The organism is Acinetobacter guillouiae CIP 63.46 (assembly GCF_000368145.1).
Taxonomy (GTDB): domain Bacteria; phylum Pseudomonadota; class Gammaproteobacteria; order Pseudomonadales; family Moraxellaceae; genus Acinetobacter; species Acinetobacter guillouiae.
This window is the reverse complement of sequence record NZ_KB849281.1, coordinates 416,650-442,722: the sequence shown is the minus strand read 5'-3', so window position 1 is coordinate 442,722 and position 26,073 is coordinate 416,650. Positions and strand designations below refer to the sequence as shown.

14 protein-coding genes and 2 pseudogenes are annotated in these 26,073 nt (G+C 38.8%); 7 read left to right on the top strand and 9 right to left on the bottom strand.

The window, feature by feature from the left end:
* Positions 1-4: 4 nt before the first annotated feature.
* On the bottom strand, positions 5-1,606 hold the full coding sequence (locus F981_RS01950; protein ID WP_004717742.1) for a bifunctional aspartate transaminase/aspartate 4-decarboxylase: 1,602 nt from the start codon (positions 1,604-1,606) through the stop codon (positions 5-7).
* Between the two features lie 54 nt (positions 1,607-1,660).
* Positions 1,661-3,346: an aspartate-alanine antiporter gene (gene aspT / locus F981_RS01945; RefSeq protein ID WP_004717741.1), complete on the bottom strand. Its 1,686-nt coding sequence runs from the start codon at positions 3,344-3,346 to the stop codon at positions 1,661-1,663.
* A gap of 534 nt (positions 3,347-3,880) precedes the next feature.
* On the opposite strand from aspT, the pseudogene F981_RS01940 reads away from it, so the two are divergent.
* Both F981_RS01940 and F981_RS01930 read left to right on the top strand, forming a co-directional pair.
* Positions 3,881-11,662, top strand: a pseudogene (locus F981_RS01940) (YadA-like family protein).
* 101 nt (positions 11,663-11,763) lie between these two features.
* Positions 11,764-12,180: an outer membrane protein assembly factor BamE gene (locus tag F981_RS01930; protein ID WP_004717738.1), complete on the top strand. Its 417-nt coding sequence runs from the start codon at positions 11,764-11,766 to the stop codon at positions 12,178-12,180.
* Positions 12,181-12,354: 174 nt separating this feature from the next.
* On the opposite strand, the gene F981_RS01925 is transcribed toward F981_RS01930, so the two are convergent.
* Both F981_RS01925 and F981_RS01920 read right to left on the bottom strand, forming a co-directional pair.
* Positions 12,355-13,416: an alpha/beta hydrolase gene (locus F981_RS01925; RefSeq protein WP_004717735.1), complete on the bottom strand. Its 1,062-nt coding sequence runs from the start codon at positions 13,414-13,416 to the stop codon at positions 12,355-12,357.
* Positions 13,417-13,857: 441 nt separating this feature from the next.
* Positions 13,858-14,667 (bottom strand): IclR family transcriptional regulator domain-containing protein, encoded by an 810-nt coding sequence (locus tag F981_RS01920; RefSeq protein WP_004717733.1) that lies wholly within the window; start codon positions 14,665-14,667, stop codon positions 13,858-13,860.
* Positions 14,668-14,804: 137 nt separating this feature from the next.
* On the opposite strand from F981_RS01920, the gene pobA reads away from it, so the two are divergent.
* The 3 genes from pobA (at position 14,805) to F981_RS01905 (ending at position 17,860) form a co-directional block, all read left to right on the top strand.
* On the top strand, positions 14,805-16,037 hold the full coding sequence (gene pobA, locus F981_RS01915) for a 4-hydroxybenzoate 3-monooxygenase (RefSeq protein ID WP_004717731.1): 1,233 nt from the start codon (positions 14,805-14,807) through the stop codon (positions 16,035-16,037).
* Positions 16,038-16,473: 436 nt separating this feature from the next.
* Positions 16,474-16,908: a hypothetical protein gene (locus F981_RS01910; protein ID WP_004717730.1), complete on the top strand. Its 435-nt coding sequence runs from the start codon at positions 16,474-16,476 to the stop codon at positions 16,906-16,908.
* A 271-nt stretch (positions 16,909-17,179) separates the two neighbouring features.
* The gene (locus F981_RS01905; protein WP_004717728.1) at positions 17,180-17,860 is read left to right on the top strand and encodes a GntR family transcriptional regulator; all 681 of its coding nucleotides are present in this window, start codon (positions 17,180-17,182) and stop codon (positions 17,858-17,860) included.
* A gap of 65 nt (positions 17,861-17,925) precedes the next feature.
* Here F981_RS01905 and F981_RS01900 read toward each other — a convergent pair whose 3' ends face one another.
* Both F981_RS01900 and F981_RS01895 read right to left on the bottom strand, forming a co-directional pair.
* Positions 17,926-18,870: a PDR/VanB family oxidoreductase gene (locus tag F981_RS01900; RefSeq protein ID WP_004717725.1), complete on the bottom strand. Its 945-nt coding sequence runs from the start codon at positions 18,868-18,870 to the stop codon at positions 17,926-17,928.
* A 12-nt stretch (positions 18,871-18,882) separates the two neighbouring features.
* A complete protein-coding gene (locus tag F981_RS01895; RefSeq protein WP_004717724.1) occupies positions 18,883-19,959 on the bottom strand; it encodes an aromatic ring-hydroxylating dioxygenase subunit alpha in 1,077 nt (358 codons plus the stop codon).
* A 648-nt stretch (positions 19,960-20,607) separates the two neighbouring features.
* Here F981_RS01895 and F981_RS01890 point away from each other — a divergent pair.
* Both F981_RS01890 and F981_RS01885 read left to right on the top strand, forming a co-directional pair.
* Complete coding sequence (locus tag F981_RS01890; protein WP_004717720.1) at positions 20,608-21,954, top strand: MFS transporter; 1,347 nt, start codon at positions 20,608-20,610, stop codon at positions 21,952-21,954.
* A gap of 32 nt (positions 21,955-21,986) precedes the next feature.
* Positions 21,987-23,270, top strand: a complete 1,284-nt coding sequence (locus tag F981_RS01885; protein ID WP_004717718.1) for an OprD family outer membrane porin — start codon at positions 21,987-21,989, stop codon at positions 23,268-23,270.
* A 198-nt stretch (positions 23,271-23,468) separates the two neighbouring features.
* Here the strand turns inward: F981_RS01885 and F981_RS01880 are convergent, their stop codons facing one another.
* The 3 genes and pseudogenes from F981_RS01880 to F981_RS01870 form a co-directional block, all read right to left on the bottom strand.
* Positions 23,469-23,945 carry a hypothetical protein gene (locus F981_RS01880; protein ID WP_004717716.1) on the bottom strand — a complete coding sequence of 159 codons (477 nt, stop codon included), beginning with the start codon at positions 23,943-23,945 and terminating at the stop codon, positions 23,469-23,471.
* Positions 23,946-24,293: 348 nt separating this feature from the next.
* Complete coding sequence (locus F981_RS01875; protein WP_004717714.1) at positions 24,294-24,692, bottom strand: hypothetical protein; 399 nt, start codon at positions 24,690-24,692, stop codon at positions 24,294-24,296.
* Positions 24,685-26,024: pseudogene (locus F981_RS01870) on the bottom strand (MFS transporter). The gene F981_RS01875 and the pseudogene F981_RS01870 overlap by 8 nt, the downstream one beginning before the upstream one ends.
* Positions 26,025-26,073: the final 49 nt, after the last annotated feature.

Genomic DNA, 26,073 nt, shown 5'->3' with positions numbered 1-26,073 from the left:
ATACTCATTTATTCTTTTTGCTGGCTTTTTTATATTCCAGATAGGCTTCTTCAGCAAATTTTCGTAATGAAGTCCCGATTGCTGCATATTGGAATTCATTTAAGTTGGCAAGCGAGGCGCGTGCAGAAGGATGTTGAACACCAAAACCTGAACCCGGAAGTAGTACTACACCTGTTTCATCAGCAACTCGGAAAAGTAATTCTGTTGGATTCTTATTTTTCATCACCCAATCAGCAAATGCATCACCATATAGTTTCCGTGAGGTATTTTCTAAATTGACCAAGGTATAGTAATCAACGGCATTCGGATCTTGTGGGACTTCAACCCCAAGCTGTCTATAAAGCGCAGCATCACGTTCTCGAACCACAGATTTCACTGCTTTTTTATAGCTTTGACGAGAATCCATCATATTAAATAAAGCAAAAAGAACCATTTGTACTTGTTGAGGTGTGGATAATCCAGCCGTGTGATTTAAAGCAACATTACGGCTATCGGCAACAAGGCGATCAATAAACTTAATATTAGATGGATCTGTGGTGAGGGATGAGTAACGTTCTTCGAGTTCTTTCTTGTCTTTTTTAGAAAGCGCCGCAATTTTTTTATCTAAAATATTATGATTACTCAAGGCAATGACCCCAAGTCTCCAGCCAGTTGCACCAAAATATTTAGAGAAAGAATAAACCAGAATGGTATTGTCAGGGCAAATTGCAAATAAGGATTTAAAGTTATCTGCAAATGTGCCATAAACATCATCTGTTAAAATAATCAGGTCAGGACGCTTTTTAACAATATCAGCCAAAATCGCTAAACCTTCATCACTCATTTTAACCGAAGGTGGATTGCTTGGATTTACCAAGAAAAATGCTTTAATCGATGGATCTTCTAATTTGCGTAATTCTGATTCAGGGTATTGCCAACCAAGATTAGGATCAGCTTTGATGAGTACTTCTTCGAGCTGATAATCATTGAGTTTTGGAATTTCGAGATAAGGGGTAAAAATAGGCGAACCTATGGCAATACGATCACCATGTGAAATAATTTTATTTTCTTTTAATGAATTAAAAATATAAGCCATTGCAGCTGTACCGCCTTCCACTGCAAATAAATCGAGTTCCTCTTTAGGCATACCTTGTACGCCCATTTCACGTAAAACATATTCTTTAATAATCTTTTCGCTGACTCTTAGCATTCGATCTGGGACAGGATAATTACAGCCAAGTATACCTTCGACCATTTCGAGTAAGAATGCATCGGGATCAAGTCCCAATTGGTCACGAACATAAGAAATCGCTTTACCCAGAAAAACAACACCTGGCTTGTCACGATTTTCTAGGATGAAGTGGTCAAAGCGTGATTGCAATCCTTCCGCACGAGGAAATCCACCAAGTCCTTCTGGCATATAGGAAAAAGAAAATTCTGATTCAGTGGCAGAAAATAAACCCAATTGGAAAAAGGCACGCCGTGGAACAGTTGCAAGAAAGTTTGGATTTCCTCGTCCCGCATTGAGCATCATACGATCGGTATGGCTTTGTGCTAAAGCAATTAATTCATCTTTGAGTTCAAATGGGCTCAGTTTTGCATATTTTGAATAATCAACGTTCCCCATGGGAAGTCTCCTTAATTATCTTGAAGTGAATGAGTTTGAAATTTATAAAATTATTTATGCTAAACCGACAATCAGAGGGCCAAGCAAGGTTAAAAATACATTTGCGAGTGCATAGGTAATCGCAAATGGGACGGTCGGAATTGAGTTTCCAGCTTTGTCGAGTACGCCACCAAAAGCGGGGTTTGCACTGCGTGAGCCAGTTAATGCTCCAGCCATTACGGCGACATTGTTATAACGGAGTACATAACGGGCAAACAGCATTGAAAGAATCAGCGGTACTAGTGTGACCACCATTCCGATCATAAACAGGGACAAGCCACTTTCTTTAATGGTTTGAATGGCCTGTAAACCTGATTGCAAACCGACAGCAGCAACAAAACCAGCAAGACCTAAATCTTTGAGAAGTTGTGAAGCGGCTAAAGGCATATTGCCGTGGACTTGGTTACGGCTACGTAGCCAACCAAATAACAGACCTGATAACAGCGCACCGCCACCTGCACCAAGGGTTAAAGGAACATCACCAATACGTACAACAAATAGGCCAATGACTAAACCAACAACTAAACCTGCACCGTGGAAAATCCAGTCTGTTTTTAAGCTTTCTGGTAAAGCTTTACCCGCCTCTTTGACTAAGCGCTCAAGATCACTTTTAGTTCCATATACGGTGACCACATCGCCTTGACGCAGGACCGTATCATCACTTAAAGCTTGTGCTTCACTGTTACGTTTAATTGCAAGTACATAAATGCCATGCTTTAAATAATCTGGTGTATTGGCTTTGATATCTCCAAGGGTACGGTTGGCATATTTTGAGTTTCGTAATATGACATCTGTGGTATCCATGATCATTTCCATGCCTTGTGAGGATTGCAACTCAGATCCAATAAACTCGGCAATGGAAACGATACTTGCCCTGCGACCAACGACCAGAACAACATCATCTTTCTGTAAGGTAATTTCTGGCGCAACATCAATAAATTGATCTTTGCGTTTTAATCGTTCAATGGTGACACTCGGTACTTGTGTTTCGAGTTCGGCAATGGTGTGTCCTGATGCTTGTTTGACTTTGTAAATACGACCAACAATTTCAGGCATAGCCAATTCTTGACCAGGTGCCAGTTCAAATGCACCTTTTAACTGTTCCGCTTGCGCTTTTAAGGCATCATCATGAATTTCTCGTCCCATAAATTTTGGCAAGATATTCACACAGACAATAATTGCGCCTAGAGAACCAAAGATATAGGTCACGGCATATCCAATCGCAACATTGGCTTGAAGTTTCTGAATTTCTGCAAGTGGTAAGTCTAGGCGAGAAATCGCATCGCCCGCAGTACCAATAATCGCAGACTGGGTCATCCCACCTGCAGCTAGACCTGCGGCTAAGCCTTTATCTAGATTAAAGATTTTTGCCATGACTAAGACCGTAATGAGTCCACATACAGCCATAAAAATAGCCAACAAAATTTCTTTAATGGATTGTGGTCCAAGCGATTTAAAAAACTGTGGGCCACTTTCAAAACCGACTGCATAAATAAATAAAGCAAAAAGAATCGCTTTTACACCATTGTCGATTGGTACCCCAATAAGACTTAGAATAACAGCGACAAGTAATGATCCTGCAACACCACCAAATTGAAACTTTCCAAATTGAAATTGACCGATCCAAAACCCTATTGCTAAGGATAAAAATAATAGGATTTCAGGACTATGTTTTAATTCACCTTGTAGCCATTCAATCATTTTACGGCCCCACCTTTATTATTTAATCTATATTTGATTATGAATAGAATGTTCATTTTTTTACGTTAAATGGAAAATACTATATCAATCGAGGTTGTGTAAAACATCCATATTTAAAATATATTATTTCATTGTTTTTTTATTCATTTAAATAATATGAAAAATATAAAGAATATTAAATTTTACTTAACTAAAGAAAAATTCTAATCTTTATTTTTTGCTTGGATTTCTTATTTATTTCTAATGAGACTATGTTGATTGGTAATTTTTTATTAAAATTTAATTTATTTAAAAATAAATTTAATAAAGATAAACAAATTCTTTTGTATTTTTAAGGTGTTTGTATCGATGGTTATTTTATCATAAGTTATTGAAAATAATATATTATTTATTTTAATATTGGATATTTGTTTTTCTGGTGTTAGCAAAATGTATCGTTTGGTAAACAGTATGGAAAAATATAAATATATTGTGCATTTTATTTGAAAAGTAATTAATAAATTAAAAACTTCATTATAAATGTAGGTATATATTATGAATAAAGTGTATAAACTGGTCTGGAATGCTACAGTGGGAAGCTGGGTTGTAGTTTCTGAAATTGTAAAAGGTAATAAGAAATCGAAAATTAATAAAATTGTGAAAGGTTCGATGTTTTTATTATTTATTGTTAATTCAAATGCTATTTTAGCACAAGATATTAACGAGAGTTTAAATGTAAATGGTAGTTTAACTGCAACTGGAGATGTGTTTGCAAATGGTATTTCATTAACAACAGTAAATACTGATTTAGATCAAGCAAAAAATGATTTAAATACTCTTGATGATCAAGTTAATAATACTTCTACGGGGTTGGTCACAAAGGTATCACAGGTTGATTTTGATAGCTTAAATAACCAAGTAAATGATTCAAGCACGGGGCTGGCGACGAAAGTGTCACAGTCAGATTTCAATACATTGAATAGTCAAGTCAATGATGTCAACACTGGGTTAACCAGCAAAGCATCTGCCACGGATTTGAATTCGCTGAAGAACCAAACTTGGAATATACAAAGCAATGGTGGGACGTCTAGAGCTGTAAAAGCTACAGATACCGTGAATTTTGTGAATGGTAAAAATATTGCTGTGACCAATGCGGGTACAGATATTTCAATTTCCACAGTGGATGATCCAGAGTTTAACTCAGTAAAAATTGGTGATACAACAAATAATACCGTATTGACCAGTACAGCAAATGGTTTAGATCTTGGTGGCGATAAGCTCACAAATTTAGCCAACGGTAGTATTGCTGCAGGATCTACAGATGCAGTGACAGGTGGACAAGTGAATGATTTACTTTTCCAAAGTGGTCAAGGTATCAAATATTTCCACACCAACTCATCTCTTGTTGATTCACAAGCCAATGGTTTAAATTCTCTCGCTATAGGCCCTGTGGCAAAATCTGAAGGTGAGCTATCAATCGCTATCGGTCATCTCTCAAATGCTACAGGACTCAACAGTATTGCTGTCGGAAATACAGCCAATGCCATAAATGATTATTCTATTGCTTTTGGTAAAGAAACAGGCGCACTTGGCGCCAATTCAACCTCTATTGGAAATGGTGGTCAAGCGAGAGCATTGACCCCGACTTATAACGTATCCAATACGCAACTGATTGCAATCAATGGTATTCCTGTCACTGCAATGGGAACAGATCCCAGTACAATTACTGAAATTAATGGGGTTGCCGTCTCTGCATTGCAAGTGAATCAGTTCCTTACAGCTCTGCAAAATGGCGCCAATATGTCTGTTGGCGATAAAAGTGTTGCATTGGGGTCTTCTGCATTGGCGGGTGGGCCTTCAAGTATTGCGATTGGGGATGCTGCTATAGCAACAGGAACGCATTCAAATGCAATTGGTCAGGGTGCAAATGCCGTGGGAACCAATGCCAATGCGATAGGAACCTCGGCATCCGCTGCGACCAATGCCAATGCGATCGGAAATTCAGTGTCTGCGAGTGGAACTGCGAGCGTCGCAATCGGAAATCAAGCGACTTCAGGAGGTGCGAGTTCAATTGCATTGGGTGATGGCGCAAAATCTAGTGTGGTTAATGGTGTTTCAATTGGTAGTGCAGCAGGAGTAGGTTCTATTGGTTCTGGTACATTTGACCGCAATGGGCATATCGCCGTTGGAGCAAACGCAGGACAAAATATTAGTGGTAACCAATCGATTGCTATAGGGGTTGGTGCGGGTAGCAATTCAACAGTCAACTCAACAAGTTCTGATTACAATATCGCTTTAGGTAGCGATGCAGGAACAAACTTATCGGGTAATCAGAATATTTCAATTGGTTTTGGCAGCAATAAAGATAGAAATGCTACCGTACAAAGCTCAGTGGCGATCGGTGCGGCAACATTTACTGAAAGTTTAGGGGTTGCAGTTGGAACACGAGCAAGTGTTGCTCAAGGTGGTGTTGCACTCGGTTATGACTCGATTGTGACGGGTACTTCAGGGGTTGCAATTGGCTTGGATTCTTTAGCAGGTCAAAGTGATGTGGCATTAGGTTCAGGAAGTATTGCGCAAAATAACTCACTTGGAAATGGTTATATCACCAATGTCTCTGGTGGTGTGGGGGGCTTTAACATTGTTTCGGTCGGGAATAAAAATGAGCAACGTCGAATTACCAATGTTGCAGATGGTTCAGAATTGCAAGATGCGGTGACGGTCAATCAGATTAAAGCTTTACAAAATGACATTATCCGTGTGATGGGCGCAACGGATGCAAAAGGTAATCCTGCAACTATTGGAAGTGGCGGTACTTTACCTCTAATCCAAGTCAATGTTAAAGATTCTTCAGGAAATACCAGTAAGCTTCCAACAACAATTCAAGATGCTTTTGATTTACTGGGTACAGGACAAATTGGTGGCGTAGTACCTGATGCTGTGTTGTATAACTCAGACAAATCAGTTGTGAATTTAGTCGGTACTGATGGAACGATTATTCGCAACGTAAAAGGCGATGAAAATGATCTGTCCTCAGCGGTGAATTTTGGGCAATTAAAAACAGCTGTTGCGGAAGCAGGACCACAATACTTTTCAGTAAATACCACGGATATCAATAATAAAAACAATACAGGGGCAAATGGCGACAATTCTTTAGCAATTGGCCCGAGTGCCAGTACATCTTCCCTTGCAGCGGGGAGTGTTGCTTTAGGTAGTAATGTGATTGTAGCAAGAGAAAAATCAGTTGCGATTGGTGCGGGTGCGGGTTCAGTAGGGGTTTCCTCAATTTCAATCGGTGATTCTTCGATTGCCACAGGTACAAATAATATTGCGATGGGGAAAAGCGCAGAAAGCCGTGGCGAAGATAGTATTGTTATAGGGAATGGTTCTGAGGCGGACGGCACCAAGTCAAACTATGCGGTCGTTGTAGGGAGTGATGCTGAAGTTAATTCCGCAGATCAAGGGATTGCAATTGGTCGCCAAGCATTGTCTCAGGGAGATAATGCGACGGCAATTGGTTATCAGTCTAAAGCCAATGGTGCGCAGAGTGTTGCATTAGGACGTTTTGCCACAGCAACTGCTGAAGACAGTATGGCCTATGGAGATAATGCTAAAGCTTCGGGTGCGAATTCTACTGCAATAGGTTCAGATGCAAACAGTACTTCTCAAGATGGTTTGGCAATAGGCTCTCAAGCAAAAAGCTATGCAGCAAAAGCCACGGCAATTGGTCAAAACGCAGAAAGTGCGGGTGAAAATGCGATAGCGTTTGGTGTCAACAGTGTAAGTCGTGCTAAAGATGCCACTGCAATAGGCAATAATGCAACTTCAAATGGAATCAATGCGATTGCACTCGGCAAACAATCCAATGCAAATGCTTTAAATTCAATTGCGGTGGGTACGGAAACCAATGCACTTCAAGAGGATGCGGTCGCAATCGGAAATAGTGCTTCGGTGAGTGCGAAAGGCGCAACTGTATTGGGTAAGTCTGCAACAGCATCACATGAAAATGCTGTAGTTTTAGGAAATAACTCAGTTTCGGCAGCTTATGTGGCAACCAAATCAGCCACAATTAATGGCAAAACCTATAATTTTGCAGGAGCTCCCGCTGCTTCTTCTAGTGTAAGTGTCGGAGATGTCGGGGCTGAACGAACCATTGTCAATGTTGCTGCTGGGCGTGTCAGTAGCTCAAGTACAGATACAATCAATGGCAGTCAATTGTATCAAACCAATCAAGCCATTACCGATTTAGCAGATACGCCATTAAGCTTTGTTGGAGACACTGGCGCGAAAGTAGAGCGTAAATTGGGTGAGCAATTAAAGCTCACTGGTGGAGCGACTGGGGTACTTACAGATGGCAATCTTGGGGTTGTAAGTAATGGTACCGATACTTTGCAATTAAAATTGGCCAAAGATGTCAACCTGACTGCTCAAGGAAGCTTAAGCGTCGGCACTTCCAAAATTACAGATGGGCAGGTGGAAATTAAAGACAGCACCAATAATAGTAATATCAGCACCTCCACTCAGACAGTGATTACTGCTGGGGCAAGCAGTAATAGCGCAAATGCCAATACCATTAACTTAAAAAATGCGAGCAATAATGTTGTGTTAAGTGGTACGACAGGTACTTTGACAGGACTAACCAATAAAACTTTAACTGAATCAGACTTTGCCAAAATGGGGCGTGCAGCAACGGAAGAACAGCTTAAGTTAGTCAATGAGGTGGCTGAAAATGCCAATAAAGGTTGGAATTTAACCACCAACAAAGACGCTACAGGCACTACAAATATTGCAGCCACAGATACAGTCGATTTTTCAAATAGTGATGGCAATCTAGCCATTGGTCACACTGGTGCAAATGTCGATCTAAAACTTGCAGAAATCGTTAATGTGGGCGGACTTCCTGGTGGGGCAAACATTGCCATTAATGGCAAAAATGGCACGATTACAGGATTAACCAATACTACCTTTGATCCAAGTAATTATTTATCTGGGCGCGCTGCAACAGAGGATCAATTGGCAACACCAATTACATTTGCTGGAGATAATGCTGGTGTGAATGTTGATCGTAGATTGGGGCAACGCTTGAGTATTGTCGGTGGTGAATCTGTTGCGAGTAATTTAACCGACAATAACATCGGCGTGGTTGCAGACAGTACCGACAATAAACTAACCATTAAACTCGCTAAAGATATTCAGCTCGATAGTGTAAATGCGAGTGGCACCGTGATCGATAGCAAAGGCTTAACTTTTGTAAACGCAAGTGGCGGTGCTGTGCCGAATTCACCAAGTGTGACCGTGACAGGAATCAATGCGGGGACCAATAAATTGACCAATGTTGCATTGGGTGATATTAGTGACAGCTCTATGGATGCAGTAAATGGTAGCCAGATTAAACAGATCATCGATAAAGGATTTAGCATTAGTGCAAATGCTGACACTGCAGCAAAAGATACGATTGGTCTCGGTGAAAATGTTGATTTTAGTGCAACCGATGGCAACATTAAAATTACCAACACAGGCAATAATGGAATTAGCTTTGGGCTTGAGCCAGTGGTCAAGATTGGACCTGCCACAGGTGGGAATCCAATAACAGTCAATGGTAATACAGGAACAATTACAGGCCTAAGCAATACAACTACATCCAGTAATGACTTTGCTACAGTCGGTCGCGCGGCCACAGAAGAACAGCTCAAACAGATGCAAACTGGGCTCAATGATGCGGGCTTTGGCTTAACGGCTGGCGACGGCAATACCATTAACAAAAAATTGGGCGAAAGTATTGAAGTTATTGGTGCCGATAGCAATATTGCCACCAAAGTTACTGGTGGCAAAGTTGAAATAGAGCTTGCCAAAAATATTGATCTGAGTACTGCAGGTAGTTTAACGGTCGGTACCAGTAAAATTACAGATGGTCAAGTTGAATTAAAAGATGCGGGCAAATCGAATATTAGTACAGTGAATAGCACAATTGTCAGCGATGGTACCAATAGCAGTACGCTGGGTGCAGGAAATATCAATGTCAGTAATGGCATCTATCAAACCCAAGTCGGTCCAACACAAATTGTTGTAGGTGGTGCAAACCCTGTTAGCGTGAATGGCTCAACAGGGCGGGTGAGTGGTTTAAGCAATACCACTTGGGATCCAAATGCAATTTACAATTAAAAACAAGCTGCGACTGAAGAGCAGTTAAAACAAGTCAGTGATGTGGCTCAGAATGCCAATAAAGGTTGGAACGTCAAAACGGATGCTATTTTGGGGACAACCCAAGTCAAACCAGGCGATACGGTTGATGTTGGTTTAGCGACAGGTGAAACTAATTTAAATGTCAGTGCAAAAAATGACAGTAATGGAACGACAACCATTGATTTCAGCTTAAATAAAGACCTAAATATTGATAGCGTCACTGCAGGTACCGCAACGGATTCCACTGTGCTGAATAAAGATGGTATTACCGTACAAGATGGTAGCACTCAAAGTGTGGTGGGTTCTGGCGTGATTAGCGTCAAAAATACGGTCAATCATGTTGTCCTTGATGCCAATAAAGGCACACTAGAAGGTTTAACCAATAAGACCACATCAAGTCATGATTTTGCTACCACAGGTCGTGCAGCGACAGAAGAACAGCTTAAAGAAATCCAAACTGGACTGAATGATGCCGGTTTTGCTTTAACCGCTCAGGATGGCAATACAGTAAACAAGAAATTAGGTGAAAGCGTTGATGTAATTGGTGCTGACAGTAATATCAGTACCAAGGTGGCAGCTGGAAAAGTACAGGTTGAGTTAGCAAAAAATATTGATCTTACTTCTGCAGGAAGCTTAACGGTTGGTAAAAGCAAAATCAGCGATGGCAAAGTCGAACTGAAAGATGGCGCAAAATCGAATATCAGTACCGTCGATGGTACATTGGTGAGTGATGCAGGTAATAATAGTAGTTGGATTGGTGCAGGCAGTATCAATCTAAGCAATGGTATTTATCAAACCCAAATGGGACCAACACAAATTATTGTGGGCGGTGCAAACCCTGTAACTGTGAATGGTGCAACAGGAACTATTGGTGGGCTGACCAATAAAACATTTAATCCAAATAACTTTGTCAGTGGTCAAGCTGCGACAGAGGATCAGCTTAAAGCGGTGAGCGATCGTATTCAAACTGCAAACCAAGGTTGGAATTTGACCACCAATGGAACCAATAGTAATCCAGTCAAATCAGGCGATACCGTCGATTTTAGTAACAAAGATGGCAATATTAATATCAGTAACAATGCCAATAATGTCAGTGTCGAATTAGCCAAAGATATCCAGGTTGACAGTGTGACTGCAGGCAATACCGTAATCAATAATGATGGTCTTAGCATTACTGGCGGGCCAAGTGTGACTAAAAATGGTATTGATGCTGCGGGTAATAAAGTCACCAATGTTGCAGAGGGGAGTATTGCTCAGAACAGTAAAGATGCGGTGAATGGAAGCCAGATTCATAATATTATTGGGGATGGTGCATTCCAAGGCGGAGATGGCAATACCATTACCAACATCGGTGGGACAGGTGCAACCAACATTAATGATGCGATTAGCTCAATCAACCAAAAAGCTGGGCAACATTCTACAGTTATTGCTGGGCAGAATATGACGGTCACTGAAACAACCAATAGCCTAGGAGGTAAGGAATATAAGGTTGCAACTGCGGATGACGTAAAATTTAACACAGTTACCGCAAATACGGTTACTGCAGATAATGTCATAGCAAACACAGTCAAAGTGGGTGATGTTGCAATAGATCAAAATGGAATAAATGCTGGGAATAAAAAAATCACCAATGTTGCAGCAGGTGAAGTATCCAGCACTTCAAAAGATGCGGTTAATGGTTCACAACTCAATACATCAAACCAATACATCACAACATCTTTAGGCGGTGGCGCAAAATATGAAAATGGTCAGTTCACTCCGCCAACCTACAATGTAAATAACGGCTCATATCATAATGTAGGTGATGCCTTAGGTGCGCTTAATCAGGCTGATATTGATTTAGGTAATAAAATTACCAATCTAGGCGATCGTTTAGAGCAAGTATTTTATGACACCAATGGTCGCATAGATGATTTAGAGAAAAGAGCCAGTGCAGCCAATGCGCAAGCACTTGCAACAGCAGGTTTACCTCAAGCTTATATTCCAGGCAAAAGTATGATGGCAATCAGTGGGGGGACTTATCGTGGAGAAAGTGGGTATGCGATCGGGATGTCATCAATTTCAGATAATGGTCGATGGGTGTTTAAGGTGAGTGGAAGTGGTAACTCGCGTGGTGATTTTGGGGGAACTGTAGGTACTGGGATCCAATGGTAGTTTAGGGAAGCTAAGGTATTTTAGCCATGTAAACAGTGTTTTAGCTTACCATTTTTTGGATTCAAATTAACGAGAACAAGAATTTATGCGAGAGTCGACATATGAAAAATTTATTAATATTGAGTTTAATTGCCGTAACATTGAGTGCTTGTGCCACAGGAACCATTATTTCTAAAGAGGGTAAAACCGAGCAAGCGAAATGGCACAAGGTGGATGATGTCATTTTAAATAAAAAAGCGGGAACATTCCCAAATGTACAGAACTTGAATCAAGTCAGAGCAGGAATGACTAAAGATCAACTTTACGCGCTGATTGGTCGACCTCAATATGAGGATGGCTGGAGAGCTAGAGAATGGAATTATTTGTTCCATTTCACGACTGCAGACCGTACCAATGACACTATTACAACCTGTCAGTTTAAAATTTTATTTGACCAAGAAAAGATCGCAAGAAGCTTTTACTGGAATCCAATACAGCCTAAAGATGGCCTCTGTCCTCCCTCTCTTGAATTAAAGTAACAATCAGTGAGTAGATGATTGAAGGCGTTAAAATTGTATACTTTAAGCATTTAATTTTTTGCGTGTAGAAAAATTCAATCTCAAACAACAGTGTGTAAAGAGAAAACCCACATCGATGTGAACACTTTAAATAAGCGGTCATATCGTTGTGGCACATTTAAATCATATACGTTTTTATGATGATGTTTTAACACGCCATTGAGGATAGATCGAAAGGATATAGTCCTGAAATTGTTGTATCACTTTTGGATTGTTTGAACGCTTTAAATAGTCTAAAACACGATCTAAGTAAGCCTCACTGGGTTGTATCTCAAAGCCTAAATTTTGACTTAATTGAGCATAATGTTGTTTTATAAGATTGGGATTTTCTGGGATCGCTTTAATATTGACTCGCATACCTTCAAAAATATAACGCAAACCATCAAGATTACCTTTGATTGGTACAGTACCGTGATCTTCACCCTCATACTGGACATATTTATAGTTCAGTTGAGTAAAAGGCTGTTGACTTAAATATTGATTGAACTTTTTGATACCCTTGTAATGGTTGTCTAAACTGTCTGTATTTTCACTGGCACCAACTTGGGTTAAAAATAAAGTTTTATGCTGAAAATCTTGATTGTTCGCTTCCTTAAAACGTTTCAACATGATCTCATCATCCCACCAAATACTAGGGTCATGGACAATATAGGCTTGGATATTTTGTTGACCATTGAGCATATGATTGAGTGCGGTAATACCTCCGAAAGAATGACCAATCAATATATTTAACCCATTCGTACGATATTTTTTCTCAATATCAGGCATGAGCTCAGATTCTAAAAATTTAAAAAATGCGACATTTCCACCAGTTTCACCTTCAATTACACGTCCTTCATTAATTTCAGGCTTTTGCTTGGTTGGGGTTAAGTCTCGAGCACGATCTGTATTGACGATGCCCACAACGACCATTTCAGGAATCGAGGGATAAGGTGACTTCGATAATTTCTCGACAATTCCTGTCAAATAATGAAAGTTACTTTCGCTATCTAATAGATAAATCACAGGGTATTTTTGCTTGGGATATTTGCCATATGTAGCAGGGAGATAGATCTGTAATGGTCTTTTTTCATTTAAAATAGCGGAAGATATGTTTTGTGTTTCTCCAATACGAATGCTGTTATCGGCAAAAGTATGTATTGAGATTTGCATGATTAACACGCCTAGCGCCAAGTAGAGAGAAGTTTTCTTCAACATGAAAAATGACCTATTCGATAACAGTGGTGTGATTAACCCAGTCGAGTAAACTTATTGATTGCTCAAGTACGGGGACTGATGATTTACAGAAAAATGAGATTAAATTCAGTTCAGGTTTAATTGTTGGCTGATAGTGCTTTTAGCAGAAACAGGTGTTTTACAGCATCTGTTTGTATTTTTATAACTGACCAAAGTCATAGAGCTGAGTACACGATTTGCTATTGGCTGAATAAGAATAGATTGGGTCATAAAATTGATTTTTATAAATATGCGAATAATAATTATTATCTTTTAAGCTGGTGGTAAAAATCAATATGGATCTTTATGTTTTATAAATTTATGTTGCTTTGTACAAGTATATTTACAGACTAAAAAAATATTTGAGTTCTATTGATACGTCGGCTGCAAGATTGGCCCCAATTAAAATTTTTTCAGCGTGTTTTAAACCATACTCCTTAACTCATAAGCTGTATTTCTCAGTAAAGGCAAAACTTGCTGAATCAGCTGTTCTTCAGTGACACGATGTGTTTGTGCAATACAGTTTAATGCAGCGACGGCTTTGCCTTGTGCATTTAATACTGGAACTGCAATCGCAATAACCCCTAATTCATGTTGTTCTTTTGATAGACAATAATCTTGTTTTTGAATCTCTGCCAATACTTGATAAAACTGGACTTCATCTTGAATGGTATAAGCGGTGAGGCGTTTCAAAGTATATTTATTTACCCAGTGTTTTTGTTCTTCTAGATTTAACGCTGCCAATAAAACCTTGCCTGTTGAGGTTGCATGTGCAGGCAAACGATTGCCCAAATGCATCCCATACGGGCTGAGGCGTAAATTATCGTGTTGAGGTAGGTAGCTTCGGGCAATTGGAACGACTTCATGTTCATCTAAAACCACCAGTGAAAAAGTCAGACTGGTTTGTGCGCTTAACAGATTGAGAATAGGTTGCACAACTTTAGGCAGATGTGCAGAGCTTAAATAGGAGCTCGATAAGCGTAATACTTTGTGAGTTAACCAAAAGTAGTGATCATCAGTTTCTAAATAACCTAAATATTTTAAAGTGCGTAAATATCTTCGTGCCGCTGTACGGCTCAATCCTGTGCGTTCTGCGATTTGAGTCGAATTGAGTTTTTGACGATCAACCCCAAAGGCTTCAAGCAAACTCAGTCCTTTGGCGAGTCCAGCGATGTAATCATCTTGCTTAATGGTTTCACCTGAAACCTCGTTCTCAATTAAATCGTATCTCATCGTGCATCCATTCCTGATTATAATTTTATGGCCGATATACGGTCATTGTTGCCACTATACGGCGATTATCCAGTTTTCACCATATCAAAAAGAGATCAAAAAAATTAATTTAATGGTCAGGATATGGAGAAAATGTTATGGAAAATTTAACCACGCAAGTTGCGATTATTGGTTCAGGCCCAGCTGGGCTATTACTTGGACAACTGTTGTTTAAAGCAGGTATCTCGCACGTGATCATTGAGCAACGCAGTGCTGAATATGTAGCTGCACGTATTCGAGCAGGGATACTTGAACAAGTATCGGTTGATTTATTGAAGCAAGCGGGTGTGGATGAAAATCTAAACAAGTTTGGCTTAGCGCATGATGGTATTGAAATTTTAACCAATGGCTTAAAGCATCGTGTGGATTTATCTGAGTTAACTCAGGGTAAGCAAGTTACGGTTTACGGACAAACGGAAGTCACAAAAGATTTAATGCATGCACGTGAAGCGGCAGGTTTGTGCACTTACTACGAAGCAGAGAATGTGCAAATTCATGATTTTGAGCAAAACCCGTATGTTAGCTTTCAGCAAAATGGTCAATCGTACCAGCTTAGATGTGATTTTATTGCAGGCTGTGATGGTTATCATGGAGTCTGTCGTGCAAGCGTGCCACAAGATAAAATCAAAACTTTTGAGAAGATTTATCCATTCGGTTGGTTAGGTGTACTTGCAGATGTTCCACCTGTTTCAGATGAATTGATCTATGTGCAGTCAGAACGTGGCTTTGCTTTATGTAGTATGCGTTCAAAAACCCGTAGCCGATATTATTTGCAAGTTCCTGTGACGGATCATGTTGATGAGTGGTCTGACGAACGATTTTGGGATGAGTTAAAAAATCGCCTTGATGAAGAAAGTCGTAAAAATTTGGTTACAGGTACTTCAATTGAAAAAAGTATTGCACCTTTACGCAGTTTTGTGACAGAACCAATGCGATTTGGGAAACTATTTTTAGCAGGAGATGCCGCACATATCGTTCCGCCGACAGGGGCAAAAGGTTTAAATTTAGCTGCATCTGATATCGCTTATTTGTCAAATGCCTTAATTGAATTTTTTCTCAATGGTTCAGAACAAGGCATTGAGGAATATTCTGAAAAATGCTTAAAACGTGTGTGGAAAGCAGAACGTTTTTCATGGTGGATGACGCATTTACTACATCGTTTTGAAACGGAAAGTGAGTTTGATCATAAAATTAAGCAGGCTGAATTGAGTTATATTTTAGATTCACATGCGGGTTTAACCACATTGGCTGAAAACTATGTGGGTTTACCTTATGAAATTAAAACATTTAATGAGATGCAGGGTAGTCGTTCAGACTTGCTTAGTCATTAATTTTGAAAAATAGAAAGTTACCTATTTTGAGCAAGGTTTTTAAATCTTAATTAAATATAGGTGACTTTTTTGTTGCTAACCAAATTAAACGCAAAATAAAAAGCTTGATCTTCATGTTTATGATTAAGCTAAATTTAAAATGATATGGCTTTATTTAAAGTTTTTTTTAAAGTATTTTAAGCAACTTTTTGATAAACAATGAAAAGATATAGTTAAGAAAAGGATACTAAGATTAGAAAAAAGTAGTGTGATTGTTCATAAATAATGCGATAAAAAATACTGGAATTTTGAGATTTAAAAAACAAATGGTTCTGGATGTTACAAATTATTTTATAAAAATAAATACTTAAGAATGAGAAAATACCAAGAATTGGGTATTTTTTTACCAATTGGAAAATAATAATTTATTTACTCCATAACTCAAAGAGTAATTAAAATGACTAATTTAAATATTTTAAGTATTGATCAAAATGAAGAGTACATTGTGGTTTCCCTTAAAAATAATGAGGGTAAAAACTATGAGGTTGGCTATCCAAAATCTGCAGGATATAGCTTAGAACTAGTGACAGATACGTTGAATAAAAAGCAAATTGATAAAGTTGAAGGAAGCCGTTGTGAGTTGAAATGGGAAGTCAATGTAAAACCAGGTTATACATCTGATTGCGCAAAAGCATTAGGTATTGCTGAAGGGAATGTAATAGGCGGTATCAGTAAGATATATCAATGCCGCATACAATTTCGTAATACAAAAGGTTGGGGATTTACATTTTATGATTTAAGTGGTGATGACTATAGTTGTTCAACCGTTTTAAATGGATGGCACTATATTGATTATAATTCTAGCGAGCCTACAATCATCGCTGTTGACTAATAGAATTATTATTCTATGTAATTGATATATTAAAGATTTGATAAAAAAGCACACGCGTTGCTTTTTTATCAAAAAACTGCATCAATTGAGAGGGTATCAATAGTTATAGTTAAGGTTGAATTTAATATTAAGTAGGTTTTATGTCTGTAATGTAACTTCTTAAACCAAAACATTAGCTTCAAACCAAATAGATTCAAATCGAAAATTTGTTTTCATTTTATAGATGAACTTGTTAGCATCAAAGGGTATTTTTGATAGCGTGTGACAGTGAATGTCTTCAGGTCAACAAGTTTTAATTAAACTTAGAAAAATGATTATTGCTGGGGAGCTAGAGGGCGGTGCCAGAGTGGCAGAGATCCCAACGGCTGAGTTGCTTGGGGTATCAAGACAGCCTGTGCGTATGGCATTTCGTTTGCTTGAGCAAGAAGGTTTATTGATTAAAAATCCGACTCGAGGTTATACGGTTCGAGAAATTTCAGAAAAACTGATCAATGATGCACTTGAAGTGCGTGGTATCCTTGAAGGACTGGCTGCTAAAACCATTGCAGAACAAGGTTTGACGGAAGAACAGAAAAAAACACTACAAAATTGCATTGTCGAAACTGAAAAACTTTTTGATGGAAAAACTGAGTTTGGTGATCATGAACTGGAACGTTATCATCACTTTAATGTGATTTTTCACGATACCATTATTCAAGGTGCACAAAATGTTGCGCTGATCCAAGCCTTAGCCAAAAACAATCAGTTGCCCATGGCCTCGGCCCAAGCCATTACCTATGACCAAACTCAAGCACTTTCAGAATATCGTCGCTTACATTATGCTCATCTACAGCACTGTTCAATTTACGATGCTTTAATGCATAGACAAGCTGGGCGTGCTGAAACATTGATGCGGGAACATAGTAGTGTTGTGGTTTTGGGCGAGACTTTAAGAAACGTGTTGTCTCAATAAAACCGAAAAGAAATATCAACAGACCCTAAGCAGCTCTTTTAATCGAATCAAAGGGCTGTTTTTCATTAGAGTTCAATCAGCAAATTTGTAGATTTTGCGCGGGAACAGCAGGGGGTAAACTGGTTATTTAATGCATGTTCTTCGTCAGTCATAAATACATCACGGTGATCTGGAATTCCTGCAAGCACACGCGTGATACAGGTTCCGCAAATACCTTGTTCACAAGAAACAGGGACATCAAAACCGTTCTCAATTAAGGCTTGGGTTGCTGTTTGATGAGGCTGTACTTCGATTCGACAGTCACTGCCTTTGATTTCGATGGTAAACGCCGCATTGTTAGATACCTCTGACTTTTGTGCGACAAAGTGTTCTTGATGTAGCTGCTCTGTCTGCCAGCCCATGTGTTGAGCTGACTCCATCACAAATGCCATAAAACCTGCTGGCCCACAAACATATAAATGTCTATCGGATGCGTTCTGCTCCAAGACGGACGACATATCACATTGAGTTTCTGGTTGATCTTGAATATGAAAATAAATCTGACCTGCAAAGTGCTCGGTTAAATTTCCATAGAAAGCAATCATTTCATGACTACGAATAAAATAATGCAATTCAAATGGGATCCGCTGGGATTTAAGTCGATACGCCATTGAAAGAATCGGGGTAATGCCGATACCGCCTGCAAATAAGATTGCCTTTTGGGTATGAGGATGAATTTCAAATAAATTACGTGGTGCGCCAATACGTAATTGATCACCTTCACGGTACTCGGTATGCATACAACGAGAGCCACCTCTGGAATGCTCATCATGTAAAACACCAATCACATAACGATGTTTTTCACGACAACAGTTAGAAAGTGAGTATTGGCGGGTTAAGCCATTTTTGAGATGTACATCAATATGTGCACCTGCCTCAAAGCTTGGAAGGGCAGAACCATTGCTTGAAACCAATTCAAATGCTCGAATTGATGGAGTAAGTTGATGAATTTTATCAATAACAACATCCATGTGTATTCTCCTTTAAATCACCCGAATATTTGGAAACTTATGTTTTGTTGTTTCAGGCGTGAGCGTACTTTCTTGTGCCAGTAATCGCTCAATCACTTTACGTGACTGTACGCCACCAGCATCGATATTTAGCATCAGTAACTGGCGATGGGGATTTCGTAAAATATTTTGTTGCTGTTGTTCCAGCATTTCTAAATCTTCGGTAAAGATTTTGCCTTGACCTTCGCGGATGAGATCAGTGAGGGTCGGGTTATCTTGTTGGAAATTACGTGCCATTCCCCAAAAATACCAATGTGAGGTTTCTGTTTCAGGGCTAATAAAATCAACTACGATCGATGACACTTTTTTATCTTTAGGGGCATGATATCCGCCATATCCTGCATGAGCGACACCCACTTCAATGTGTACGTTACTTGGTGCAACGAAGTGGCAGCGTTGCCAACGATCTACGGCAACATCATCTGCTAAGTTATTACAACGAAGTGCCATTTGCCAAAATGGGGGAGCGATGACATTTTCGATATAACGCTCAGTAATGACATGATCACCATCGACCTTGGTGACAGGAAGTGCTTCATCAATTTCTTTTTGCCCAATACTGCTCGAATGAACATAGGTTTCATGGGTCAGATCCATAAGGTTGTCGACCATCAAACGATAATCACAATCAATATGGAATAAACCACCGCCATAGCTCCACTCAGGATGATCTGCCCATTCTAGTGTTGGGAGTTTGGACTCATCAGCCAAAGCTTGATCACCTGGCCAAACCCAAATAAAACCAAACTTTTCTACAGCAGCATAGGCTTTATTGCAGGGTAAACCGTTTACGCGTTGAGCTGGCATAGAAATGGTTTTTCCCTCGCATCCCATGACTAAACCATGATAACCACAAACTAAATTACCATCTTCAACATAGCCTAATGATAAAGGGGCGCCACGATGTGGACAAAAATCTTCAACAGCAGCGACTTTATTTTCTTTGCCGCGATAGAAAACAATTTTTTCACCACAGATGGTGCGACCAAGCGGCTTGTCTTGGATATCTTCAGGATAGCAAGCAACATACCATGCATTTTTTATAAACATTTGTGATGACTCCTTATCACTTATTGGATCCAATTTATATCAACACAAGTAAACGGTCAATCCATAAAATGATCATTTTTGATCATTAAATTCTTTGATTTAGGCTTATTTGTTTTGTGGTTATCGATATTTTACTGTTTTTATTTAAAAATTATCTCTACGAGATTTATGTGGTTAGTTGTACTTTTATTTATATTTTGGATCCAATGTGTGTTTTTGTTGAATACCTTTCACATTGCGAAAACTGAAATATTTAAAAAATAAGGGGGTGGACTTTTTTAATATCCTCAATAAGGTCACTTACTTAGAAGAGGTTAAATGAACTAAATGGATCCATTTTAGTGTAATTTTCAAATATGCATATTCGTTTTTCATTCTTTTAATTTAAATATATTGAGTTAAATCATGTGTTTTATAGGTTTTAATCTAATTTTGAAAATATTTTTTAATAATGCTATTGATTTTTTGGATCCAATTAATCAAGATGAAATAGAGCAGGACGCTCCAAAAAAATATTCTTGTTCAAAAACGAGTTTTAAAAATTAAATTATTCCTCTAGGTAATTATGGATACGGATATGCATAACCACCCAACGACGCAGTTCAGTAATGTTGTGTGTATATCCTATCCAGATTGGGAGATACACAAATGGAAAGAGATGTGCTTGGTGAGATAAGTCAAAATAAGATGAGCCGCTATCAATGGTTTGTGATTTTGATTTGTGTTTTCCTCAATATTATTGATGGTTTTGATGTCATGGTTATGGCATTTACCGCACCTTCAGTTTCAGCGGATTGGTCGCTTTCTGGTGCTCAAATCGGTTTGTTATTAAGTGCTGGTCTATTTGGTATGGCTGCTGGTTCGATTTTTCTGGCACCACTTGCCGATAAAATTGGTCGCCGTTTACTGATCTTAATTTGTTTGGTGATCGCTGGAATCAGCATGCTGGCATGTGCTTTTGTCAATAGTCATAGCATGTTGGCAGTCCTTCGTTTTGTCACAGGGATTGGGGTTGGCGGTATTCTTGCCAGTAGCAATGTTTTGGCCAGTGAGTATGCTAATACGCGCTGGAGAAGTTTTGCGGTCAGTTTAATGTCTACAGGATATGGGATTGGTGCCACACTTGGTGGGATATTGTCACTGACACTGATTGAACATTTAGGCTGGCGCTCGATTTTCCTTGCAGGTGGGATCACAACCATTGCAATGCTGTTGGTGAGTATATGGTTATTGCCTGAGTCCTTAGATTATTTGTTGGCAAAAAGACCACAACAAGCGTTAGGGCGAATGAACTCAGTATTACAGCGTATGGGCTTAACTCATCTAGATGCCTTACCTGATTATGCAAAAAGTGATGCAAAGGGTGGCGGAGATTTTGCTAAATTATTTGGGGGGCAACAGGGCTTTCAAACATTGTGCCTATGGGGTGCTTTCTTTCTCGTAATGTTTGGCTTTTATTTTGTGATGAGTTGGACACCGAAAATTTTAATTTCAATGGGAATGTCACCTGAACAAGGGGTTACCACAGGTATTTTAATTAGTATTGGTGGGATCTTTGGTGCAGCAATTATTGGTTTGCTGGCATCCCGTATCAAAATCTTCTATGCCTTAAGTCTATTTTTAGGACTAACTGCCGCATGTGTGTTTTTATTCGTGGCTGTCTCGGCCCAAGTGAGCGTGGCATTGATTGTTGGCCTATTACTTGGAACGCTGATTAATGGCTGTATTGCAGGTTTATATTCTATTTCACCTACAATTTACGACGCCGATATTCGTAGCCGTGGCGTAGGCTATGCCATCGGTTTTGGACGTATTGGTGCCATTTTATCACCAACTATAGCAGGCGTTTTTTTAGATAAAGGTTTAGCGCCAGCCACGCTTTATGCATATTACGGGGTGGTATTTATTTTGGCAATTGTACTTATTTTAATGTTAGGTAATGCATTTTATCGACATAAAAATGAAGCAGTCTATACGCTTAAAACAACAACTTAATCCTCTAAAAATTAAATAGTTGAGATAAAAAAATGAAAAAAACATCTTTGTGGGTGTGGGTATACTTTTGCCCATTATTTAGTGCTCTGGCGCATGCCGATTTAGTGACAGACAGCAGTGCAGAGCTAACGCTTAGAAATTTTTACTTTGACCGAGACTATAAACAAGATCCATACCCTTATACTGCTGCGCGCGATTGGGCACAAGGTATTATCTTTAATGGTCAATCGGGCTATACCGATGGAACAGTTGGTTTGGGTGTTGATGTATTGGCAATGGCTGGATTTAACTTAATTGGAGATCGAGCCGATGACTATGCACGGAGTAACTTATTACCTGTAAATGCAGATAATTCACGAGATGATTATTATGGGAAAATAGGGCTGACTGCCAAAGCAAAATTTAAGAAAAATGAGCTTTTTGTGGGGGATTTGGTTCCACGATTGCCCACGATTTTTTCTTCACCTGCGCGTTTGTTCCCTCAAACTTATCGAGGTGCTCGGTTTGTTTCCAATGAAATTCCAAAGTTACAATTGGAAGGTTTTTATGTAGACCAAGTGCGACAGCGTGATTCGATTCATTATAGTGATGTCGGTACGGACAATATCAATCGTCGTTTTGATCGAGCCGCAACAACAGATTACTTCTATAGTTTTGGTGGCGCTTATCAACTCAATGATGCATATCGAATCCGTGCTTATCAGGCTGAACTGCACGATATCTACCAACAGCAATTTTTAGGTTTCAATGGTAAACAGCCTTTAAATGAACAGTTAACTTTTTTAAGCGATGTACGATTTTTCAATAGTCAGGAGGCAGGTAGGCAGAAAATTGGTGATGTAGATAATCAGCATTTAAGTGGATTATTTGGCTTAAATTATCAAAACCATACCCTGTCTTTGGGTTATATGCAGGCTTTTGGTTCGACAGGCTTACCATTTTTGTCGGGAACAGAAAGTCCAGTGGTGCTTGATTTTATGAGCTCGGATTATTCCAATAAAGACGAGAAAGTCTATTCACTGCGTTATGAATATGATTTTAAAAATGTAAAATTAGCTGATATTTCTCTCAATGGATTGCGTTTTATGACCCGCTATGCCAAAGGGCAAGATATTGATTTACTTAGTTATGGCGATAAACGATTTAAAGAAGAATCGATGGAGCTAGATTTAGCTTATAAAATCCCAGAAGGGAAGTTAAAAGGCTTAGGCATGCGAGCACGTTTTTCTCATTACCGAAATGATATGCCAACCAATATGGTCTTTCACTCAGCCAATGAAACTCGTTTAAATATAGATTATAGCTTTAAGTTCTAAGGGCTCTGTATTACGAAACGGTTCTTTGATTTAAAGAACCGTTTTAAAATTCAGTCTAATGGTGAAGAGTGTGGGTTTAACTAAATTGTGATGAAAAGAATTTTTAATAAACCATCATCAAATAAATCAATGAACATTAAGGAAATGCGAGAAGATCTATTTGTTATAAAATTAGAGTATGGATTAAGTGCAATGTGATTAAGGGCATAGTCCATATTTTCGCTTCCCATTGCTGGGGATGCCCAGCTGCAAGAACTCCAAATGATCTCCGTCAAAAGCGACTGTCCAAACAACGCCATCTATATAGTAATTATCAATTTCAGGCATTCTACGTTTTGGTGTGCCAAGCTTCTTTACAATAGCTTCTCTACTGTCATTTGCTTTGAGCTCATAGGGGATTGGGCCAGAATAAAGGCCGTTTTTCTTTTCATCGCCAAATAGTCGTATTTCAAGTTGGCTAAATATAAATGTTCCCTCACTTTTGGGTGTGATTCCGCTTGCCTCGGCATCAATATCAAAAGACATCGAAAGCCCTTGTCCTTGGATTGCAATAATGGTGTCCAATGCGCGACTGATTTTTGGTCGGTTGTTTACATCATACTGAGTCAAGAAGTCGTTAAATTCTGCATAGACACTGCTATGACCCAGAAATTTTATCAGTTCTAATGCATTCATTTTTGGTCTTTATAAATCCAACGATTTTAAACTTTCCACAATATAATAATATATGAAGCTGGGTTTATTGGTGGATTTCTCAATGAATGTGATGAGCTCATTTTAATTCATGGGATTTTTTTATTTAAGGTTAAAACTTATCAGGTCGTATTTGTTGATTTTTCCAATGCTTATTGTGTCTATTTTTTTCCATTATTTTATTCTCTTATGCTGAGGATAATTGGGACTTTACATCACTATAAGATAAAGCCACTTACCTTGCACTTAATTCAGCTAGGTAGATCGATGAATAATATAAGACTGCTGAATTTTATTAGCAGTCTTTAGAGCATGTAGTATCTAACTCGATTAGGCTAAATTGACCAATGTTTCATGTAGATAAACCCAATAATATTGACCTGATTCAACTTTGATACAAGCCGTCGATATCCGTAATGTATCAGGTTCATGGCTTTGTTGATGTTCTTGATATTGAATCCAGCAGTGGTTGTCTGCTTCAAATAAAGCACGCGTATTTAAGATTTTAATTTTTAACGCAGGTTTATTACCTATATTTTGACTAAACAAGGCATTTATTTCGGGTAAACCAATGACATTGCCTTGCGTCGTAATCATTTTAAAATTTGGATCAAAACTGGCTAAGAGTTGATTTAGGCTTTCTTTTGCATTTTGACCAGTAAATACATTTTCAATCAAAATATGTAAATCGATGACATGTTGTAATGCATTGTCCATAGGATTAGACATGGGTTTTCTCCTTAAAAATGGAAATTAATGATAAGAGACACAGCAGAGCTGCAATCATAAAAGTTTGCTGATAACGTATTAAATCATTTGCAGCAGGCAACAGACTAAAAATTGAAATAAGGACAACTGTACCTAAACTAAAAGCGACTTGTCGATTAATGTTCCACAGCACACTGCCTTGTAATAGGTCTTGGCCGTTAAAATCGATGAGGGCACTGATTTGGGCAGTATTGGCACTTAGACCACCACCCATTCCCATCAGTAGATAAGCAACAATTAAGGTACTTAAATCATTGGCATTTGAAACCCAGAACAGCAGTGAAATTCCTAAACTATGTAGCGTAATACCGATTATAAAAAGCTGCTTTTTACCGAGATGACGATAGAGAAGCCCACCACTGGTCATCGATACCAATGCACCTACTGCATAGAGCAGCATAAATAAGCCAGTCTGTTTTGCATTAAACCCAAGGTTACGTTGTAAATTAAAGATATTTAGTAAATTCACACCAGTAAAAATACCGGGTACTGCGTAATAAACGATAAATGCATTGCGTAAATTATAATTTTTTAACAATTGCAAATTAAGAATCGGATGAGCAGATCCTTTCGCGTATTTGAGATAAATCAGAAGCATTGTGATGGAAAGTAGAAAGCTACTGATCGCGAGTAAAACACTATGGTAATCGTTAAATAATGAGAAAGAGAGTAACAAACACAATAGGCTGACATTGACCATAAACAGTCCTAAAAAGTCAGGTTTCCCGGACGTTTTAGCTTTATTTTCTTTGATCCATCGCCATGCTAAAAAAGCAGTGATCACGGTAAAGGGGATATTGGCGAAAAACACCCAACGCCAAGATAAAGCATCAATAATCATGCCGCCAATCGTTGGTGAAAAGGCTGGTGCAATTAATGCAATTGCCATAATCATTGTGGAGATACGTTGCCGTTCATGGTTTGGAAACAGTGCAAATACCAATGCTTGACCGACAGGGATTAATAATCCGCCAGCCACACCCTGAACAAATCTCCAAAAAATTAAACTATGGATTGATTCACTCATGCCAATCAACCAAACGCTGACGGAAAAAAGCAGCATTGAATAACACAGCAATTTCCGATCACCCAATACGCTTGCTAACCATAAGCTCATGGGCATGATTAAAACCAAACCCAAAATATAAGCATTGCTTACCCATGCAACCATCGATGGGCTGACTGAGAAAGCTGTTGCTATATCGGGTAAGGCAATTGCAGACATGAAAATATTGATGCAATCAATAAAGAACCAAGTAAAAACACTGTTGCTATTTTATAGCGATATGACATAGCGACCTCCAAGATGCAGGAGGGTACGATTCAGGCCTTTTATTGTCGA

What these genes read in the sequence shown, in the direction of transcription:
- F981_RS01950 (WP_004717742.1), bottom strand. Translation starts at nt 1,606, where the DNA reads ATGGGGAACGTTGATTATTCAAAATATGCAAAACTGAGCCCATTTGAA.
- aspT (WP_004717741.1), bottom strand. Translation starts at nt 3,346, where the DNA reads ATGATTGAATGGCTACAAGGTGAATTAAAACATAGTCCTGAAATCCTA.
- F981_RS01930 (WP_004717738.1), top strand. Translation starts at nt 11,764, where the DNA reads ATGAAAAATTTATTAATATTGAGTTTAATTGCCGTAACATTGAGTGCT.
- F981_RS01925 (WP_004717735.1), bottom strand. Translation starts at nt 13,416, where the DNA reads ATGTTGAAGAAAACTTCTCTCTACTTGGCGCTAGGCGTGTTAATCATG.
- F981_RS01920 (WP_004717733.1), bottom strand. Translation starts at nt 14,667, where the DNA reads ATGAGATACGATTTAATTGAGAACGAGGTTTCAGGTGAAACCATTAAG.
- pobA (WP_004717731.1), top strand. Translation starts at nt 14,805, where the DNA reads ATGGAAAATTTAACCACGCAAGTTGCGATTATTGGTTCAGGCCCAGCT.
- F981_RS01910 (WP_004717730.1), top strand. Translation starts at nt 16,474, where the DNA reads ATGACTAATTTAAATATTTTAAGTATTGATCAAAATGAAGAGTACATT.
- F981_RS01905 (WP_004717728.1), top strand. Translation starts at nt 17,180, where the DNA reads ATGTCTTCAGGTCAACAAGTTTTAATTAAACTTAGAAAAATGATTATT.
- F981_RS01900 (WP_004717725.1), bottom strand. Translation starts at nt 18,870, where the DNA reads ATGGATGTTGTTATTGATAAAATTCATCAACTTACTCCATCAATTCGA.
- F981_RS01895 (WP_004717724.1), bottom strand. Translation starts at nt 19,959, where the DNA reads ATGTTTATAAAAAATGCATGGTATGTTGCTTGCTATCCTGAAGATATC.
- F981_RS01890 (WP_004717720.1), top strand. Translation starts at nt 20,608, where the DNA reads ATGGAAAGAGATGTGCTTGGTGAGATAAGTCAAAATAAGATGAGCCGC.
- F981_RS01885 (WP_004717718.1), top strand. Translation starts at nt 21,987, where the DNA reads ATGAAAAAAACATCTTTGTGGGTGTGGGTATACTTTTGCCCATTATTT.
- F981_RS01880 (WP_004717716.1), bottom strand. Translation starts at nt 23,945, where the DNA reads ATGAATGCATTAGAACTGATAAAATTTCTGGGTCATAGCAGTGTCTAT.
- F981_RS01875 (WP_004717714.1), bottom strand. Translation starts at nt 24,692, where the DNA reads ATGTCTAATCCTATGGACAATGCATTACAACATGTCATCGATTTACAT.